The sequence below is a fragment of the Segniliparus rugosus ATCC BAA-974 genome, assembly GCF_000185725.2.
Lineage (GTDB): Bacteria > Actinomycetota > Actinomycetes > Mycobacteriales > Mycobacteriaceae > Segniliparus > Segniliparus rugosus.
In genome coordinates this window covers 1,266,418-1,283,884 of sequence record NZ_KI391954.1, presented here as the reverse complement: position 1 = coordinate 1,283,884, position 17,467 = coordinate 1,266,418, and the positions used below count along the sequence as shown (strand labels likewise).

Sequence of the window (17,467 nt, the reverse complement as noted above, 5' to 3'; positions counted from 1 at the left end):
ACTGTACCTGGTGGAATATCTGGGTGAGCACCGCCCAACGCACCACAGTTGTCGTCGTCGGCGCGGGCCAGGCGGGCCTGTCCGCCGGGTATTTCCTGCGCAGACACGGCTTGCAGCCCGGCTCCGGGTTCGTCATCCTCGACCATGCGCCTCGATCCGGGGGCGCGTGGCAGCACCGCTGGCCGAGCCTCACCTTGCAGACCGCCAACGCGGTGCACGACCTGCCCGGGCTCCCGCTGGACCATTCCCGCCCGCAGATCCAGGCCGCGACGGCGGTGCCGGAGTACTACGCGCAGTACGAGCGCGAGTTCGGGCTCGACGTGCGAAGGCCCGTCCACGTGCGGGAGGTGGCGCGCGAGGGCGATGGCTTCCTCGTCCGCGCCGACATCGGGGAGTTCGCCTGCGCGGGCGTCCTCAACGCCACCGGCACGTGGGAGAAGCCGTTCTGGCCGCGCTACCCGGGAGCCGACCTCTTCGCGGGCAGGCAGCTGCACGCGCACGACTACCGGGAGCCCGAGGAGTTCGCCGGACAGCGCGTGCTGGTGGTCGGGGCGGGAGTGACCGGGGTGCAGCTGCTCGTGGAGCTCTCCCGTCTCTCCGAGACCACGTGGGCGACCCGGCGCGAGCCGGTCTTCCGGGACGGCCCCTTCACCCCGGAGCTCGGGCGGGCCGCCGTCGCCGTCGTCGAAGACCGCGTCCGACGCGGTCTGCCGCCGGGCTCGGTGGTCAGCGTGACCGGGCTCATGTGGACTCCGGAGCTGCGCGAGGCGAAGGCGCGGGGCGTGCTCGACCGCCTGCCGATCTTCCAGCGCCTCACGCCGACCGGGGTGGCGTGGGAGGACGGCACAACGCTGGACGTGGACGCGATCCTCTGGTGCACCGGGTTCCGGGCCAATCTCGACCACCTCGCCCCGCTCCGGCTGCGCTCCCCCGGCGGCGGCATCACGATGACCGGACGGCTCGCGACGCAAGTCGCCGCCGAGCCGAGGGTGCATCTGCTCGGCTATGGGCCTTCGGCGAGCACGATCGGGGCCAACCGCGCGGGCCGGGCTGCGGTCGCCGAACTGCTCGGCGCGCTCGCCGCTACATCGGCAACGGCTCCCGACAGCCCGGCCACATCGCCCAGCCCGGATACCGCAGCACGCGGTTGAGCAGCGGCAGGCCGTGCAGATCCGACTCCGGCTCCGCGGCGGCCTCCTCCACGAACTGGAGCAGGACGAACCACAGGCCGAGGCAGTAGCCCATGCCCTGGCCCCGCCGCTCGCGCAGACGCTGGTCCGAGCGCAGGAACGTCGCGAGGAGCTCCTCGCCGTAGCGGCGGCTGAGCTCCACCGCCTGCTCACCGCATTCGCGGACCGAGACGGTCCAGAACGGGCGCTCGCAGCCGAGCGCGCGCAGTTTCACCCCGTACATCCACAACGTCTCGAACTCGAACCGCGCCCGCTGCCCCGCGTCGCGCAAGGCGAGATGCCACTGCGCCGCGGAGTCGTCCCCGTCGCCCCGAAAACGCTCGACCAGCGCGTCCACCGCCCAATCGGCCATGTCGAGCGCTTCCTCGTAGGCCATCAGGCGGAAATCTTGCGGAGCGAGCCCGCCATGGCCCGCCGCGAGCCGCGCGCGGGCCCTGCCCGCGTACGAGGGGAAGCGCTCGCGGATCAGCGCGGCCAATCCGGAGTGCCGCAACAGCCACGGGAGGTAGTAGCGGTACGCGACATCGTGCAGCGGCTCCTGCGCAGCCTCGTGGTCCTGCTCATTCCTACGGCAGAGCCACCACTCCCACCATGCCGTGCCCGGCTCGCCCCACAACTCCCGCGCCCGTAGCACGCTCCGGCCTCAGGCCGAGGTGTCCTCGGGCTGCGCGGCCTCGACGGCCTCAGTGGTCTCGGCCTGCGCCGCCATGGCCCGGAACATCGGGTGCTCGCCGTGGTGGGCGACCACCTTGGGCACCACAGGGGCCTGCTGCGCGGCGTTGCCGCCGCGCGACCGGCGGCCTCGGCCCGACCCGGACTCGTGGCGGCCTTCCTCCGGAAGTTCGGTGCCCAGCGGGTCGGGGTGCACGATGACGCCGCGCCCCTCGCAATGCGAGCACTTCGAGGAGAACGCCTCCAAGAGGCCCGTGCCGATCCGCTTGCGGGTCATCTGGACCAGGCCGAGCGAGGTCACCTCGGAGACCTGGTGCCGGGTCCGGTCCCGCGCCAGGCACTCGGTGAGCCTGCGCAGCACCAGCTCGCGGTTGGACTCGAGCACCATGTCGATGAAGTCGACGACGATGATCCCGCCGATGTCGCGCAGCCGGAGCTGCCGCACGATCTCCTCGGCGGCTTCGAGGTTGTTGCGGGTGACGGTCTCTTCCAGGTTGCCGCCGGAGCCGACGAACTTGCCCGTGTTCACGTCGACCACGGTCATGGCCTCGGTCCGGTCGATGACCAGCGTGCCGCCAGAGGGCAGCCACACCTTGCGGCCCAGCGCCTTCGCCAGCTGCTCGTCCACCCGATACTCGGAGAACACGTCCTGGCCCTCTGCCTTCGGCTCGAAGCGCTCGAGGCGCTCGCCGAGGTCGGGGGCGATGGCCGAGAGGTACTCCTGCACCACTTCGTGCGAGTTCTCGCCCTGGACGACCAGCTTCGCGAAGTCCTCGTTGAAGACATCGCGGATGAGCTTGACCAAGAGGTCCGGCTCGCGGTACAGCGAGCGGGGGCCGCCGCCCTGCCCCTTCGCGTCTTCGGCGGCCTTCTGGATGCGCTGCCACTGCTCGGCCAGGCGCGTCACGTCTTCGGTGAGCTGCTCGGCGGACACGCCCTCCGAAGCGGTGCGGACGATGACGCCAGCGTCCTCCGGGACGATGCCCGCGAGGATCTCGCGCAGCCGGTTGCGCTCGGTGTCGGGCAGTTTGCGGCTGATGCCCTTGGCCGAGGCCCCCGGCACGAACACCAGGTAGCGGCCCGCGAGGGCGATCTGCGTGGTCAACCGCGCGCCCTTGTGCCCGACCGGATCCTTGTTCACCTGCACCAGCAGGTAGTCGCCCGGCTTGATCGCGTGCTCGATCTTGCGAGCGTCGCCGCCGAGGCCAACGCCTTCCCAGTTCACCTCGCCCGCGTACAGGACGGCGTTGTTGCCCCGCCCGATGTCGACGAACGCCGCCTCCATCGAGGGGAGCACGTTCTGCACCCTGCCGAGGTAGATGTTCCCGACCATCGAGGCCGAGGCCGAGGTGGTCACGAAATGCTCGACGAGGACGTTGTCCTCCAGCACGCCGATCTGGGTGTATTTCCCTCCCGGCGAGCCGTCCGGGTTGCCATCGCGCTCGCGCACCACCATGACGCGCTCCACGGACTCGCGCCGGGCGAGGAACTCGGACTCGGAGAGGATGACCGAACGGCGCCTGCCCCAGTCGCGGCCCTCGCGGCGGCGCTGGCGCTTGGCTTCGAGCCGGGTCGAGCCGGAGATGCCCTGCACCTCGTCTTTGGCCTTCGAACGGCTGGAGCGCTCGCGCACGACGGTGTTCGGCGGATCGTCCTCGCTGCCCGCGCCGTCGTTCCCGCCCCGCCGCCTGCGCCTGCGGCGCTTCGCCGAGGGCGACAGCTCGCCCGCTTCCGCGCCCTCCGAGGCGGGCTCCGCCTCGTCGGACGCGGCGGCCTCTTCCGAAGGCTCTGCGGACTCCTCGGCCTCGCCAGCCTCTTCGCCTTGCTGCTCCTGCGCCTCAGAGCCCCGGCCCCTGCCCCGGCCCCGCCTGCCCCGGCGGCGCCTGCGCCCGCCCTTGCCCTCGTCGTCGGACTCGTCCGTGGCCTCCTCCGCCGGGCCAGGCTCCTCGGAGACAGCGGCGGCGGGACCGGGCTCTTCGACGGCGGCCGGCTCGGCCTTGCTCGACCTGCGCTTGCGCGGCTCTTGGCTCTTGGGCTCTGGGCTCTTCGGCTCGAGGAACAGCGGTCCGCCCATCAGCTCCAGCTGCGCGGGGGCCGCGGCGGGCTCCTCCGCCGCGGCGGGCTCCTCGGAGGCGGGCTCGGCCGCGGCCGCCGGGGGCTGGGCCTGCTCGCCAGCGGGTGGCTCGGCGTTCGCCAACGCCTCGCGGACCTGGGTCGCGACGGTCTCGTCGATGCTCGACTGCGGGCCCCGGACCGTCACCCCGAATTCGGAAAGCTTGGTCAGCACCTGTCGGGAAGTCACCCCGAGCAGACGGCCGAGGGCGTGGACTCGAATCTTCCCCTGCGGGGCAGAATCGTCAATGGGCGGCAGCTCTTCAGCCACGTGGCACTCCTTATATCAGCCCCCGGGCGCGCTCAGGACGTCGTGACGACATCGCGAGCACAGCCACGCGGGGGGTCTTTGTGTCTATCGCGCGTCACGCGAACTGGAGGAACGCGTGAGGCGACATAGTCGCGTTTTCTGGCCGAGGCTCATCGGAAACTCCCGCCGCCGACGCCCGCGAAGGGGTGGAGCCAGCGTTATTCGGAACCTTTCAACAAAGCTTCGGGGTCGTCGCGCGCCGTCCGGCCGAAGCCGCCAGCTGCGCGCCGACTGCATCCACTATCGCATATCTTTGGCGGAATGCACGCCATCCCCCGCCCAGGAGTCGCCCGGGAAAGCCTTCAAGCAGGTCAGTGGTGATTGGACAAGCAGAACTCGGGGAACCACAGCGCGATCTCCCGATGAGCAGACTCCGGCGAGTCGGAGCCGTGCACCAAGTTGCTCTGGACCGTGAGGCCGAAATCCCCTCGGATCGTGCCGGGGACGGCGCTCTTGACCGGGTCGGTGCCGCCGATGATCTGCCGCATCGCCGCGATGGAGCCCTCGCCCTCGATGACCGCCGCGACCAGCGGGCCCGAGGTGATGAACTCGACCAGCGAGTCGAAGAACGGGCGCTGGGCGTGCTCCGCGTAATGCTCCCGCGCGATGTCCACGTGCGGCACGAGCCGCTGCAGCGCGAGGATCTGCAACCCCTTGCGCTCGACGCGTCCTAGCACTTCGCCGATAAGGCCACGGGCCACCGCGTCAGGTTTGATCAACACCAAAGTCCGCTCAGTCACGCCAGCTAGCTTAGAGCACGGATTTCCGTGGTATCAACCAGCTCCCTGCGCCCTCTGCACGGCCCGCCGCATCCACCACACGACGGCCCAGACCGCCGCGAAAATCAGGCCGGTGACCCCGATGGCGGGATGCACGAGCCACCCCGCCACGAGGACCGCCTGCAACCCAAGGTCCAGGGAGAACCCCCATGGTTTGGACTGCACGGCGCACGCCCAGAAGAGCAGCGCGGCGAAGCAGAGCACGAACGCGGTCGGCGCCCAGCCCGGCCCGTGGAACGAGGACAGGTTCACGACCACGGGCACGCCGAGCAGCACCGCGATCATCTCCAAGATCAGGATGCCGGAGCACACCCCTCGGAACCCCTTCCACGGATCAGGCCGCTCCGCAGGAGCCGGGTCCGGATTCGGTTCTTCTTCGGTCATGAGGGGGCCAATCCGTAGAGGTCTCGCGCCGCGCCGGCAGTCACGACCGAGCCGGTGATCAGCACGCCCTCGCCCTTCGGCGCGGCCAGCTCCTTCGCTGTGCCGACCGCCTCCGCGAAGTCCGGCTGCACCACGACGCGTTTGGGCTCGAACACCGTGCGGGCCAGCTCGGCCAGCTCGGCGGCGGGGAGCGCCCTCGGCGACCCGTTGTCGGTCACCACGACCGAGGCGAGCGCCGGCTTGAGCGCTTCGAGCACGCCGCGCACGTCCTTGTCGCCCATCACGCTGAGCACGCCGTGGAACGGCGTGTTGGGGAAATCCTCCGCGAGCGCCGAGGCCAACGCCGTCGCGCCATGGGGGTTGTGGGCGGCGTCCGCCAGCACGAGGGGCTCCCCCGGCCCGCTCGGCATCCGCTCCAGCCGCCCAGGGGAGCGGGCGTTCGCGAAGCCGTCGAGCACGACGGCTTCCGCGAGGCTCCGCTCCGGACCGGCTCCGAAGAACGCCTCGACCGCGGCGAGGGCGAGCGAGGCGTTCGCCGCCTGGTGCGGCCCGTACAGGGGGAGGAAGACCTCCGGGTAGACCGCGCCGAGGCCGCGCAGGCCGATCTGCTGCCCGCCGACGGCGAGCGAACGTCCGGTCACCGCGAACTCCTGGCCGGAACGGGCCAGGACGGCCCCCGCCTTCTCCACCTGCGCGAGGATCGCCCGCAGCGCCGCCGGGTTCTGCTCGGCGGTGACCACGACCTGGTCCTTCTCCTCCCAGCCCCCCTCGCTCTTCGGGAGCCGTTTGACGATCCCGGCCTTCTCCCCTGCGATCACCGAGAGGTCCGAGCCCAGATACTCGACGTGGTCGAGCGAGATCGGCGCGAGGACGGCGACGTGGCCGTCGATCACGTTGGTCGCGTCCCAGCGCCCGCCCATGCCGACCTCGACGACGGCCACGTCCACCGGGGCCTCGGCGAACAGCGTGTACGCCATCGCGACGAGCACCTCGAACTTGCTCATCGCCGGGCCGCCCTGGGCGCGGGAGCTCGCGTCGACCCGGTGCACGAGCGGCTCTATCTCCCGCCAGGCCGAGACGTATTGCTCCTCGGTGATCGGCTGGTCGCCGAGCGAGATCCGCTCCGTCGGGGACTGCAGGTGCGGGCTGAGGATCCGCCCTGTGCGCAGGCCGGTCGCGGTGAGCAGCGCGTCCACCATCCGCGTTGTCGACGTCTTGCCGTTCGTTCCCGCGATGTGGATCGACGGGTACGCGCGCTGCGGCGAGCCCAAGAGGTCCATGAGGGCGGCGATCCGGGTCAGGCTCGGCTCGATCTTCGTCTCGGGCCAGCGCGCGTCCAGCTCGGCCTCGACGGCCTGGAACTCGGCTGGGTCGAACTCGCTCACAGGAGCTCCTTCAGCTTCGCCTCAAGACGCTCGATCTCTGCCTTCGCCGTCTCGTGCCGGGCGCGGATCTTCTCCACGACGTGCTCGGGGGCCTTCGCGAGGAAGGACTCGTCCGAAAGCTTCGCCTCGGTGCCGTCGCGCTCCTTCTGCTGCGCCGCGACGTCCTTCTCCAACCGCTTGCGCAGCGCGTCCTTGTCCACCGCCCCGGACAGGTCGAAACGGACGACGACCACGCCGGAGCCGAGCGCCGACTCGACGGCCGCGGTCTGGTTGAAGTCCTCCGCAGGGGCTGCGACCTTCGCGAAGGCGCGGATCTGCTCCTCCCAGCCCGCGATTCCAGCTTCGGCGAGCCCGTCGAGCGCGGCGGGGATGCGCTGCCCCGGCGGCAGGCCCTGCTCGGAGCGGAACCGGCGGATGTCGGTGATGAGCGTCTGCGCGGCGGCGACGCGGGCGAGCACCGCCGGATCGGCCCGATGCGCCAGCGGCTCGGGCCATGGCGCGCTGGCCAGCGTCTCGCCGCCGGTGAGCGAGCGCCAGAGCACGTCGGTGACGAACGGCATGATCGGGTGCAAAAGGCGCAGCAGCGTGTCGAGCACGCGGGCGAGCACCGCCCTTGTGCTGTCGGCGCGCCCTGGCATTTGCAGCTTCGCGAGCTCCAAATACCAGTCGCAGAACTCGTCCCAGGTGAACTGGTAGAGGGCCTGGGATGCCTTGGCGAACTCCCCGGCCTCCAACGCGCTGTCCGCCTCGGCCCTGACCTCTTCGAGCCGCCCGAGGATCCAGCGGTCCGCGTCGGTGAGCGACTGCTGGGCCAGCTCCGCGCCGAAGCCTTCGGCGGCGCCGCTGATCAGCGCGAACCGGGTCGCGTTGAAGAGCTTGGTGACGAAGTTGCGGGCCGCGATGGCGTTGGACTCCCCCATCGGCACGTCCGCGCCGGGCGCGACGGCGCGCAGGAGGGCGAACCGGGTCGCGTCCGCGCCGAACCGGTCGAGCCAGTCCAAGGGGTTGATGACGTTCCCCTTGGACTTGCTCATCTTCTGGCCCTTCTCGTCCCGCACCAGGCCGTGGAACCACAGCTCGCGGAACGGGGCCTGGGCCAAGCCCTGTGCTGACGTCGCAGTCGCCGACTGGCCGGTTTGGCCCACCCAGCCGCCGAACATCGCCATCCGCACGGCCCAGAAGAAGAGGATGTCGTACCCGGTGACCAGCACGCTCACCGGGTAGAAGGCTTCCAGCTCCGGAGTCTTCTCCGGCCAGCCGAGGGTCGCGAACGCCCACAGGCCGGAGGAGAACCAGGTGTCGAGCACGTCCTCCTCTTGCCGCCAGCCGTCGGGGATCTCCTCGCCGGGCCCGAAGCACCGGACTTCGCCCTCGGGCCCGTACCAGACCGGGATCCGGTGCCCCCACCACAGTTGGCGCGAGACGCACCAGTCGCGCATGTTGTCGGTCCACTCGAACCACCGGGGGACGAGCCCTTCCGGCGCGATCGGCATGGCCCCGGAGCGCACCTGCTCGCCCGCCGCCTTCGCGAGCGGCTCGACCTTCAGGAACCACTGCAGCGACAGCCGGGGCTCCACCGGCTCCCCGCCGCGCTCGGAGTGCCCGACGCTGTGCTTGTAGGGCCGGACCTCGGCGACCACGCGCCCTTGGTCCGCCAGCTCCAGCCGGACGGCCTTGCGGGCCTCGAAACGGTCCATCCCGTCGAACCGGGTGCCGGTGCCCGCGATCTTGCCGTCCTCGTCCATGACCGTGAGCATCGCCAGGCCGTGGCGCTGGGCGAGCTCGAAGTCGTTCGGGTCGTGCGCCGGGGTGATCTTCACCGCGCCGGTGCCGAACTCCGGGTCCACGTGCGCGTCCGCGACGATGCGCAGCTCGCGCTCGACCAGCGGGTGCGGCAGGGTCGTGCCGACCAGGTGGCGGTAGCGCTCGTCGTCCGGGTGCACCGCGACGGCGACGTCGCCCAGCATGGTCTCCACCCGGGTGGTCGCGACGACGATATGCGGTTCGTCGTCCTTGAGGGAGCCGTAGCGCAGCGAGACGAGCTCGCCGTCCACCTCCTTGTGGATCACCTCCGCGTCGGAGATCACGGTGCGCTGCTTGGGCGACCAGTTGACCAGCCGCTCGGCCTGGTAGATCAGGCCCGCGTCGAAGAGCTGCTTGAAGACGGTCCGCACGGCCTTGACCATGCCCTCGTCCATCGTGAAGCGCTCCCGGCTCCAGTCCACCGAGTCGCCCAGGCGGCGCATCTGCCCGGAGATGTTGCCCCGGACCTGCTCCTTCCACGCGAAGGCCCGCTCTAAGAACGCCTCGCGGCCCAGCTCGTGGCGGCTGGTGCCCTCTTCGGCGAGCTGCTTGTCGATGGCCGCCTGGGTCGCGATGGAGGCGTGGTCGAAACCGGGCAGGTAGAGCACTTCGTAGCCCTGCATGCGCTTGCGCCGGCAGATCGCGTCCATGACCGCGTGCTCCATCGCGTGGCCGACGTGCAGGTTGCCGGTGACGTTCGGCGGAGGGACGACGATGGAGAACTTCGGCTTCTCGCTCGCCGGGTCGGCGGTGAAGAGGCCGGAGTCCTGCCAGCGCCGGTAGATCTCGTCCTCATGCGCCGACGGCTCCCAGCCGGGCGGCAACGTCTCGTTGGTGGTCTCGGGGTTGGGCACCGGGGAATTCTACTCGCAGCCGCGCCGGAGGCAGAGAACGCTCGCGCTTGCGCAGCGCGAACTGGCGTTTCCCGGACCCGCCGCCGCGCCTCACGGCGCGGTATTGGTCCGGCCCCAAATGCATAACAGTCTCAGGGATCTAGTCGCGTAACACTCGACTCACAAGCTTCACTAGTCTCATGAGTAAACAGTCGTCACTCCTTTCGCTGTTCGCGGCGTGCGCTGCGGCCGCGTCTTTCGGCGCGCCGCACGCCGCCGCCGCGCCCGCCGACCCGGCGTGCGCCTCGCTGCAGCAGCTGGGCCCGGACCTGAACGACCTCGTCGGCAAGTTCAACGCGTTCAACAGCACAGTGAGCCAGATCCCGGCGCAGTACCAGCAGACCGATCTGTTGGGCATGGTCCAGAACGTGGGCGCGACCGGGCAGAAGGCCCAAGACCTCGCCGGTTCGCTCAACCAGGTGAACGGCGACATCCAGGACGCGGAGAACACCACCCAGGACCCCGGCCTGCGCGAGAGCCTCAGCCAGCTCTCCGACACGGTCGGCCAGGCCAGCGAGTACGTCGGGGCGTACGCGAACCCGTTCGCGCAGCGTCCGGACAACAGCAAGCTGACCGCGCTCGCGGTCCGCACCGGCACGCTGGTGATCGGCTACCAGATCAACTACACCAGGGTCTGCGGGATCGGGCAGCTCGGCCTGCCGGGCGCGCAGAGCCCCGCCGCCGCCGCGCCGGGCCCCGCCGAGGACAACTAGCCCCGGCCGCCCTCACCGCCCCAGGACGTCGGGCAGCTCGGCTTTTTCGCCGAGGACGTGCTCGGAGAGGAAGCCGAGCACGACCTGGTACCAGAGCTTGGCGTCTTGCGGCGCGAGCACCCAGTGGTTCTCGTTCGGGAAGTACAGGAACCGGTGCGGGCTCCGCCCGTCCTCGTCCGCCGCCAATTGGGACCGCGACAGCAGATCCCACCACAGCCGCAACCCCTCGCCGACTGGCACCCGGTAGTCCTTGTCGCCGTGGACCACGAGCATCGGGGTGCGGATGTTCTCCGCATGCAGGTGCGGCGAGTTCGCCAGCGCCATTTCGGGCGTCATCTCCCTCGTCCAGTACGAGCTGTCGTCGGTGGTGGCCCCGAATTGGTCCAACGCCCACAGGGAGGCGTGGGTGACGATCGCCTTGAACCGGTCGGTGTGCCCGGCGATCCAGTTGGCCATGTAGCCGCCGAAGGACCCGCCCATCGCCGCCGTGCGCGTCTGGTCGACGGCGGGGTGCTCCAGCGCCGCGTCGACCGAGGCCATCAGGTCGGTGTAGGTCGCGCCGCCCCAGTCGCCCCAGCCACGCTGGACGAACGCCTGCCCGTACCCGGTGGAGAGGGCGGGGTCGGGCAGGAGCAGCGCGTAGCCTTTCGCCGCCAAGAGCCACGGGTTCCACCGCCACGACCAGGCGTTCCAACTCGACAACGGCCCGCCGTGCACCCACAAGACCAGCGGCGCTTTCCGCCCCTCGCCCGCCCCTGCGGGCAGCACGAGCCAGGACCGCACCCGCGTGCCGTCCGCTGCGGTCGCGACAAGCTCTTCGAGGGTTCCCGGCAGCTCCAGCGCGGCAGCAGGAGAAGCCAGCTCGACCACCGCCCCGTCGGCTCCGATCCGCACCGGGTGCGGCGGGCGCAGATACGAGGAGCGCAGCGCGAAAACGGTCCCGTCCGACACGGGGGCGATGGCGGCGTAGGCGAAGTCGTCGGCGGTGACCCGCACCGGCGCGGAGCCGTCCACGGCCACCCGGAACAGGGGCGCGCGGCCGTCCTCGTCCGCGACGACGAACAACGCCTCGCCGTCCCGCGACCAGGCGATCTCCCCCGGCCAGCGGTCCCATCCCGGCGCGAGCTGGCGAGCCGGCCCGCCGTCTGCCAACGAGAGCACGTGCAACGTGACCGCCGGCGCCTCGGTCGGCGTGGAGCGGCTCTCGCGCAGGAAGGCGACTTTCGTCTGGTCCGGGGAGATCTTCGGGCTCAGCAGGTGCGCCTCGGGGTCGTCCTGCAAGACGCGGCTCTCCCCCGACGCGACGTCGATCCACACCAGCGTCTCGCGGCTCGCCCCGCGAGCCTCGGGCCGCTTGAACGAGGTCACGAGGAAGCTCCCGTCCGCCGCGATATCGGCCGTGGTCTCCCGCAGGCCGCCGCCTCTGACCTGGGCTCCCGTCGGCGGCGGGGTGAGGTCCACCGGCTCCTCGCCGAGCAGCCAGAGGCGCGGGGCCTCCGGGCCGAGGTCGTGGTCCCAGAACCGCACCGGGTAGCCCGTGTACAGGATCGCCGAGACTTTGCCCTCTTTGCGGAGTTTGCGCAGCTGCTCGTCCGATTCGGCTCCGCTCGCGCCCGAAAGGGTCTGCGCGGTCACGACCGTGGTCGCCGCCGCGCCCGCCGGAAAGACGCCGGTCACCGCGCCTGGGAACTTCGCGACCTCGCTCGCCTCGCCGCCTTCGGCGGGCAGGAGCCATAACGAGGCCGGCGGGTCCTCGCCGCCCTCGCCCGAGCCTCGGGAGCTCAGGAACAAGAGCGAGCCGTCCGCCGCGAACACCGGGGCGGACTCGCCCCGCTCCGAGAAGGCGATCCGTCTCGCCCGGCGCGCCCCGGCCGGGTCCGTCTCCCAGAGCGCGGAGACGAACTTCGACTTCTTCTCGTCGAGCTGGGCGACCACCAGCACCGCCCGCGAGCCGTCCGGCGACACGGCCAGGCCGGTCACCCTTGGGGTGTCCAGATACGCGTCGAGGTCGTGCAGCGCAGCGGGGTTCTCAGGAGCCGTCATGCCTTTGAGCGTAGCCCCGCGAGGGAGGCCCACTGCTGCGGGGTGTTCACATTGCTCAGCGCTAATGGGTCGCTGACCTGTGTTTTTCTGATAGACCGCGAGTCGAGGAAGCGCATCATCGCCCGCTCCCCCCGCTCCAGCGCCGCCCCGGCGGGCTCCGCGAGCTCCGTCGAGTACACCCCGACCAGCGGATGCGCCCGCGCCCGGCCTTCGCTCGTCCGGTCCGAGGCGAGCAACGCCTCCGCCGGGCCGGCCTCGAAAACCGCCAAGAGCTCGCCCACCACAGCGGCTGTGATCAGCGGGAGGTCCGCCGAGAGGACCACGGCGAGCCCGGCTCCGCGAGCGCGGGCCGCCGCGAGACCGGTGGCCAGGCCCCGCAACGGCCCTTGGCCGGGGACCTCGTCGTAGAGCGCGCAGACATCCTCCGGAACCGCGCGCGGAACGCTCCCGAGCACGGCGAGCAGCGGGGAGCAGCACGGCCGTATCGCGTCGAACGACCGCGCCATGAGCGTCTTCCCGTCGAACACGAGCTGGGTCTTGTCCGAGCCCATGCGGCGGGACTCGCCCCCGGCGAGGACGACTCCTGCGATAACGGCCATGCCTCTAGTCTGCCTGCCGTCCTCAGCGGGGGCGCCTCCCTCCCTCGGGGGCGTAGTCCACATAGCGGCGCACTTCCTCGGCCCGCTCGCTGCTCGTCAGGCGCGTGAGCAGGTGCAGGGCCATGTCGATCCCGGCGGAGACCCCCGCCGAGGTGACGATGCCGCCTTCGTCCACCCACCGCGACTCCCTGTCCACCGCGATGGTGGGGTCGGTCTCGGCCAGGAGGTCGAGCGAGCCCCAGTGCGTCGTGGCGCGCTTGCCCCGCAAGAGTCCCGCCGCCGCGTAGACCAGCGATCCGGTGCAGACGCTGGCGAGCAGCGGCACCGTTTCCCGCGCCGCGCGGACCCAGTCCAGATGGCGCTCGTCGCGCATGAGCGCGCGCGTGCCGATCCCGCCGGGATGCACCAGCACGCCGGTCCCGTCCAGATCGTCCAGCCCGGCGTGCGCGGCGACGGCGAGCCCTTTCGCGCAGGCGACCGGCCCGCCGTCCGGGGAGATCATCCGCACCGCCCAGCCGTCCTGCGGGTGGTTCTGGCACCAGGCCGAAAAGATCTCCCACGGGCCGACCGCGTCGAGCTCCTCGACCCCGTCGAACAGCAGGATGTCGATCCGGCTCATCGGACGACCTCCTCGGTGCTGGTCACCGTGGCGAACTCGCGATCGAGGCTCACGGCGGTCGCGGTCGCGATCTCGTCCGCCGTGAACCAACGCTGCTCGCGTTCGCTGAACCGGTCGAAGGTGTGCGTGGCGTCGAGCGGCAAGACCACTTCGTAGCCCAGGTCGGAGCCGACCCGCGATGTCGTCTCGACGCAGAAATTCGTGGCGATCCCGGTGACCACGATCCGGGACACTCCTCGGGCTTGGAGCTCTTTGTGCAGGTCCGGCGTGCCGAAGAACGCCGCGTGCGCGCTTTTGACGACCACGAGGTCGGCGGACGAGCACAGCTCGGGGTCTTTCGGCTCGAACCCCGGCGATCCGGGCGCGAGCGGGGAACCGGCGATCTTCGAGGCGTGCTGGACGGCGACGACGAGCCAGCCCCGTTGGCGGGCGCGGGCGACGAGGCGCGCGATATTCGCCTCCGCGTCCGGATTGTTCCTCGGGCCCCAATACGCCTCGTCGTCGAAACCCTTCTGCACGTCGATGACGAGGAGGGCGGTGTCTGTGCTGTTGTGCGCCATGACATGGAGCCTCGCGCATGCGGGAGCCCCTTGCCAGTGGCATGAATGCCATGGTTCCATAGAAAAATGCCAAATCTTCCGGACCGGCCGCACCGCGTGGTGGCGCTCGCGCTACCTGGGGTGGTCCTGCTCGACCTCGCGGCCCCCGCGCACCTCTTCGGGCACTGCGGCGAGGGGAGATACGAGTTCCAGCTCGCGGGGCTCGCCCCTGGGCCCGTGCCGGACAGCACCGGCGTCGTCCTGTGCGCGGAACACGGCTTGGCCGCCTTGGCGCGGGCGGACACCGTCGTCGTTCCGGGCTACGGGCCGCTCGACAACCCGGCTCCGCCCGAAGCTGCCGAGGCGGTGCGCGCGGCCTACGACCGGGGCGCGCGGGTCATGTCGGTCTGCACGGGCGCGTTCCTCCTCGCCGAGGCGGGCTTGCTCGACGGGCGCAGCGCCACGACCCATTGGGCGCACACCGACGAGCTGGCCCGGCTCCACCCGAAAGTCACCTCGGTTCCCGACGTGCTCTTCGTGGACGAAGGCCGGATCCTCACCAGCGCGGGCGTTGCCGCCGGGCTGGACCTCTGCCTGCACGTCATCCGGCGCGACCATGGCGCGGCCTACGCGGCGGAGGCGGCCCGCCGCACGGTCATCGCCCCGTATCGCGAGGGCGGCCAGGCGCAATACATCCAGCGCCCCGTGCCGGAACGCTCCGGGGACTCGCTCGCGGACGTGCGCGCCTGGGCACTCGAACGGCTCGCGGAGCCGATCACCGTCGCCGACATGGCCCGCCGCGCGCTGCTCTCGACCCGCAGCTTCCAGCGGAGGTTCGTCGCCGAGACCGCCACGAGCCCAGGAGCCTGGCTCCTTCGGCAACGCATCGCCGCCGCGCAGCGCCTGCTCGCCGAGACCCGGCTGAGCGTGGAAGAGATCGCGGCCGCGAGCGGCCTAAGCTCCGCCGAAGGCATGCGGCAGCACTTCCGCAAGCAGCTGCGCACCACGCCGACCGCCTACCGACGGGCCTTCTCGGGTTAGAACCGCTTCAGGCAGACGACCTCGGGGATGGAATCGATCGTGTAGATCGTGTCCGCGTCGGACGAGCCGCACACCGACTTGTCCGACGTGCCTTTTTTCGCGGTTCTGACCACGTACGCGCCGATCGCGCCGCACGTGGCTCCCGTGATCCACTCCGACGATTCGGCCTCCGGCACGTTGTAGCAGGCTCCGACGACGAAGTTCGGATCGACGCACAGATAGTCCGTCTCGCCTTGGAGGCGGATCGAGCCGTAATATTCCGAGCACCCCGACTTCTCGGGAACCGACTTCAGGATCTGATAGGGGCCCGAGTTGTCGCCGCAGCTGCCGAGCTGGTCCGAACTCGGCGTGATCGACAGGCAATCGCCGATCTGGTAGGCGGAGGAACCCCTCCGCGATGCCGTCGTGCTGGTCGTCGTCGGGTCTATGTTGGGCGGCAGCACGCCCGTGCCGACCACGCTGCTTGTGGCCGAGGACTTCGCCTGGCTCGTCTTCCGCGCGTGCTCGGCGAACGACCAGACGAACCACCCTCCCGCCCCGAACACAAGCAGCGCGACCGCTGCGACGACTCCGACGATCACGCCCACCGGAGTCTTTTTCCTCGGCGGCGGGAAGCCCGGCGGGTAGTAGCCCCCTTGCTGCGGGTAGTGGCCCCCTTGCAGGGGATAGCCGCCCTGCTGAGGATAGCCCCCTTGCGGCGGGAACGGCTGGGGCGGATATCCCCCCGGCGGGTAGCTCATCTCTTCCTCGCTTCACTCACCATGCAACCTGAGACTAGCAGTCCGCCTTGGCCTCGACGTGATCTTGCCGTCAATACGCGTAGGCGCAGACGACCTGGGCCGGCTCCTGCCAGTACCAATAGCGGTAGCGCGAGCCGTTGGAGGCGGCTTGACAGTGATTGCCGTTCGTCGTGTCCGGGATGACGTCGAAAACCAGGATCGTCCCCGGCGCTTTACAGGTGGGAGCTGGTTGGATCCAGCCTTTCGCTGGAATCGTGTAGCAGTAATGCACGCGAAGGTCGACCTTGAGGCAGTACACCTGCGAGCCTTGCTCGATGCTGCCCTGGTCGCCGCAGGAGCTTTTCGAGCCTGCGATCTTATAGATCTGATACGTGCCGTCGCCGCACGCCACCGGGGTGGTCTCGCTGTCCGTCAGCTGGAAGCAATCCCCGACGTTGTACTGCGGGACCGGCGGCGAGTACGTGCTGCTGTACGGCGAGTAGGACGAATACGAGGAGTACGAGTGCCGGGAGGAGCTCGTCGAGGCGATGCTCCTGGCGGCCTTCTTCTCTTTGTTCGCGGCGAAGAGGAAGAGCGCCGCCACGCCGCCCCCGCCGCAGCACAGCAGCACCGCGACGACCGAGACGATGATGACCACCGGGGCCACGCTGGATTTTTTCCGCTGCGGGGCCTGTCCCGCGTGGGGCGGGAATTGCGGATACGGCGCTCCCCCTGACGGATACGTCACTTTCCACTCCTGTCCGCGACCCCTCCGGAGAGTCGACCTCTCTGCTGATCCTGGGACTCTAGCAAAACCGGGGAAGCTCCTCTACGATGCTCGTATGCAGCTGCCGCAGTGGCTTGCGCGGATGAACCGCCGCGTCACGAACCCAGTGCTCGGCGCGATCACGCCGTGGGCTCCGCTCTTCGGGACGATCAAACACAAAGGGCGTTCGAGCGGGAAGACGTACTCGACTCCGGTCACCCTCTTCAGCGCCCCGGAGAGCTTCGTCGTCATCCTCACCTACGGCCCGGACCGCGACTGGCTCAAGAACCTCGCCGCCGCCAAGGGCGGCGAGGTCGTCCACCTCGGCAAAACCGTCAGCATCGGGCCGCCCCGTGTGCTGCCGAAAGCCGAGGCCGTCCTCCCCCGGCTCGCCAACGCGATCGCCACGGCGGCGAAGTTCGAGTACGTCGCGATCCTGCCGAAATCCTGAGCTGCGGGAATGCTTCGCGCCGCCACGTCGTTCTGTCAAATATGGCATAATGGAACGCTGCGACGCAGGCGCTGAGCGCAGAACGAGGAGATGACAGACATGGCTGATCGAGTATTGCGCGGGTCGAGGCTCGGAGCGGTGAGCTACGAGACCGACCGGAACCACGACCTAGCTCCCCGCCGGATGGCGAAGTACCGCACGGAGAACGGCGAGGAGTTCGTCGTCCCCTTCGCCGACGACGCGGAAATCCCGCCCACCTGGCTGTGCAAGAACGGCCAAGAAGGATATCTGGTCGAGGGCGACAGCGTCGAGGTCAAAAAACAGAAGCCGCCGCGCACCCACTGGGACATGCTGCTGGAGCGCCGCAGCATCGAAGAGCTCGAAGAGCTGCTGAAGGAACGGCTGGACTTCCTCAAGCAGAAGCGCCGGGTCAGCGGGGTCTAGCCCCA

The 17,467-nt window shown here is 70.2% G+C and carries 17 protein-coding genes; 5 read left to right on the top strand and 12 right to left on the bottom strand.

The window, feature by feature from the left end; genetic code table 11:
• The first annotated feature begins 23 nt into the window (after window positions 1-23).
• Window positions 24-1,151, top strand: coding sequence for an NAD(P)-binding domain-containing protein (locus tag HMPREF9336_RS15870; RefSeq protein WP_007468788.1), 1,128 nt, complete (start codon window positions 24-26; stop codon window positions 1,149-1,151).
• On the opposite strand, the gene HMPREF9336_RS15865 is transcribed toward HMPREF9336_RS15870, so the two are convergent.
• From HMPREF9336_RS15865 to HMPREF9336_RS15840, 6 genes are all read right to left on the bottom strand, one after another.
• Window positions 1,084-1,824 carry a hypothetical protein gene (locus tag HMPREF9336_RS15865; protein ID WP_007468786.1) on the bottom strand — a complete coding sequence of 247 codons (741 nt, stop codon included), beginning with the start codon at window positions 1,822-1,824 and terminating at the stop codon, window positions 1,084-1,086. The two genes, HMPREF9336_RS15870 and HMPREF9336_RS15865, sit on opposite strands and share 68 nt — an antisense overlap.
• A 9-nt stretch (window positions 1,825-1,833) precedes the next feature.
• A complete protein-coding gene (locus HMPREF9336_RS15860; protein ID WP_021030857.1) occupies window positions 1,834-4,245 on the bottom strand; it encodes a translation initiation factor IF-2 N-terminal domain-containing protein in 2,412 nt (803 codons plus the stop codon).
• 350 nt (window positions 4,246-4,595) lie between these two features.
• The gene (gene ndk, locus HMPREF9336_RS15855; RefSeq protein WP_040585695.1) at window positions 4,596-5,024 is read right to left on the bottom strand and encodes a nucleoside-diphosphate kinase; all 429 of its coding nucleotides are present in this window, start codon (window positions 5,022-5,024) and stop codon (window positions 4,596-4,598) included.
• A 33-nt stretch (window positions 5,025-5,057) separates the two neighbouring features.
• On the bottom strand, window positions 5,058-5,447 hold the full coding sequence (locus tag HMPREF9336_RS15850; RefSeq protein WP_007468780.1) for a DUF4233 domain-containing protein: 390 nt from the start codon (window positions 5,445-5,447) through the stop codon (window positions 5,058-5,060).
• Entirely contained in the window at window positions 5,444-6,832 is a 1,389-nt protein-coding gene (locus HMPREF9336_RS15845; RefSeq protein WP_007468778.1) for a bifunctional folylpolyglutamate synthase/dihydrofolate synthase, read from the bottom strand. Before HMPREF9336_RS15845 ends, HMPREF9336_RS15850 begins: the two co-directional genes overlap by 4 nt.
• On the bottom strand, window positions 6,829-9,489 hold the full coding sequence (locus tag HMPREF9336_RS15840; RefSeq protein WP_007468776.1) for a valine--tRNA ligase: 2,661 nt from the start codon (window positions 9,487-9,489) through the stop codon (window positions 6,829-6,831). The genes HMPREF9336_RS15845 and HMPREF9336_RS15840 overlap by 4 nt, the downstream gene beginning before the upstream one ends.
• Window positions 9,490-9,668: 179 nt before the next feature.
• Here HMPREF9336_RS15840 and HMPREF9336_RS15835 point away from each other — a divergent pair, with 179 nt between their 5' ends.
• Window positions 9,669-10,241 carry a hypothetical protein gene (locus HMPREF9336_RS15835; RefSeq protein ID WP_007468774.1) on the top strand — a complete coding sequence of 191 codons (573 nt, stop codon included), beginning with the start codon at window positions 9,669-9,671 and terminating at the stop codon, window positions 10,239-10,241.
• Window positions 10,242-10,253: 12 nt separating this feature from the next.
• On the opposite strand, the gene HMPREF9336_RS15830 is transcribed toward HMPREF9336_RS15835, so the two are convergent.
• The 4 genes from HMPREF9336_RS15830 to HMPREF9336_RS15815 are packed head-to-tail and all read right to left on the bottom strand — an operon-like array spanning window position 10,254 to window position 14,062.
• Entirely contained in the window at window positions 10,254-12,284 is a 2,031-nt protein-coding gene (locus tag HMPREF9336_RS15830) for a S9 family peptidase (protein WP_007468773.1), read from the bottom strand.
• The gene (gene mobA / locus HMPREF9336_RS15825; protein ID WP_007468772.1) at window positions 12,281-12,883 is read right to left on the bottom strand and encodes a molybdenum cofactor guanylyltransferase; all 603 of its coding nucleotides are present in this window, start codon (window positions 12,881-12,883) and stop codon (window positions 12,281-12,283) included. Before mobA ends, HMPREF9336_RS15830 begins: the two co-directional genes overlap by 4 nt.
• Before the next feature lie 22 nt (window positions 12,884-12,905).
• Window positions 12,906-13,502 carry a DJ-1/PfpI family protein gene (locus HMPREF9336_RS15820; protein ID WP_007468771.1) on the bottom strand — a complete coding sequence of 199 codons (597 nt, stop codon included), beginning with the start codon at window positions 13,500-13,502 and terminating at the stop codon, window positions 12,906-12,908.
• Window positions 13,499-14,062, bottom strand: a complete 564-nt coding sequence (locus HMPREF9336_RS15815) for a cysteine hydrolase family protein (RefSeq protein ID WP_007468770.1) — start codon at window positions 14,060-14,062, stop codon at window positions 13,499-13,501. The genes HMPREF9336_RS15820 and HMPREF9336_RS15815 overlap by 4 nt, the downstream gene beginning before the upstream one ends.
• Window positions 14,063-14,128: 66 nt before the next feature.
• Between HMPREF9336_RS15815 and HMPREF9336_RS15810 the strand changes: the two genes are divergently transcribed.
• A complete protein-coding gene (locus tag HMPREF9336_RS15810; RefSeq protein ID WP_021030856.1) occupies window positions 14,129-15,082 on the top strand; it encodes a GlxA family transcriptional regulator in 954 nt (317 codons plus the stop codon).
• On the opposite strand, the gene HMPREF9336_RS15805 is transcribed toward HMPREF9336_RS15810, so the two are convergent.
• Together HMPREF9336_RS15805 and HMPREF9336_RS15800 are read right to left on the bottom strand one after the other, a co-directional pair.
• The gene (locus HMPREF9336_RS15805) at window positions 15,079-15,822 is read right to left on the bottom strand and encodes a hypothetical protein (protein WP_007468768.1); all 744 of its coding nucleotides are present in this window, start codon (window positions 15,820-15,822) and stop codon (window positions 15,079-15,081) included. The genes HMPREF9336_RS15810 and HMPREF9336_RS15805 overlap by 4 nt on opposite strands.
• A 70-nt stretch (window positions 15,823-15,892) precedes the next feature.
• On the bottom strand, window positions 15,893-16,549 hold the full coding sequence (locus tag HMPREF9336_RS15800; protein WP_007468767.1) for a hypothetical protein: 657 nt from the start codon (window positions 16,547-16,549) through the stop codon (window positions 15,893-15,895).
• Window positions 16,550-16,643: 94 nt separating this feature from the next.
• Here HMPREF9336_RS15800 and HMPREF9336_RS15795 point away from each other — a divergent pair, with 94 nt between their 5' ends.
• The gene (locus tag HMPREF9336_RS15795; RefSeq protein ID WP_007468766.1) at window positions 16,644-17,018 is read left to right on the top strand and encodes a nitroreductase family deazaflavin-dependent oxidoreductase; all 375 of its coding nucleotides are present in this window, start codon (window positions 16,644-16,646) and stop codon (window positions 17,016-17,018) included.
• 99 nt (window positions 17,019-17,117) lie between these two features.
• Complete coding sequence (locus HMPREF9336_RS15790; RefSeq protein WP_021030855.1) at window positions 17,118-17,462, top strand: RNA polymerase-binding protein RbpA; 345 nt, start codon at window positions 17,118-17,120, stop codon at window positions 17,460-17,462.
• Window positions 17,463-17,467 lie beyond the last annotated feature (5 nt).

Excerpts from the sequence above, each read along its gene's own strand:
- HMPREF9336_RS15790 (WP_021030855.1), top strand. The coding sequence starts at position 17,118 with ATGGCTGATCGAGTATTGCGCGGGTCGAGGCTCGGAGCGGTGAGCTAC.
- HMPREF9336_RS15835 (WP_007468774.1), top strand. The coding sequence starts at position 9,669 with ATGAGTAAACAGTCGTCACTCCTTTCGCTGTTCGCGGCGTGCGCTGCG.
- HMPREF9336_RS15795 (WP_007468766.1), top strand. The coding sequence starts at position 16,644 with ATGCAGCTGCCGCAGTGGCTTGCGCGGATGAACCGCCGCGTCACGAAC.
- HMPREF9336_RS15805 (WP_007468768.1), bottom strand. The coding sequence starts at position 15,822 with ATGAGCTACCCGCCGGGGGGATATCCGCCCCAGCCGTTCCCGCCGCAA.
- HMPREF9336_RS15815 (WP_007468770.1), bottom strand. The coding sequence starts at position 14,062 with ATGGCGCACAACAGCACAGACACCGCCCTCCTCGTCATCGACGTGCAG.
- HMPREF9336_RS15810 (WP_021030856.1), top strand. The coding sequence starts at position 14,129 with ATGCCAAATCTTCCGGACCGGCCGCACCGCGTGGTGGCGCTCGCGCTA.
- HMPREF9336_RS15830 (WP_007468773.1), bottom strand. The coding sequence starts at position 12,284 with ATGACGGCTCCTGAGAACCCCGCTGCGCTGCACGACCTCGACGCGTAT.
- HMPREF9336_RS15850 (WP_007468780.1), bottom strand. The coding sequence starts at position 5,447 with ATGACCGAAGAAGAACCGAATCCGGACCCGGCTCCTGCGGAGCGGCCT.
- HMPREF9336_RS15820 (WP_007468771.1), bottom strand. The coding sequence starts at position 13,502 with ATGAGCCGGATCGACATCCTGCTGTTCGACGGGGTCGAGGAGCTCGAC.
- mobA (WP_007468772.1), bottom strand. The coding sequence starts at position 12,883 with ATGGCCGTTATCGCAGGAGTCGTCCTCGCCGGGGGCGAGTCCCGCCGC.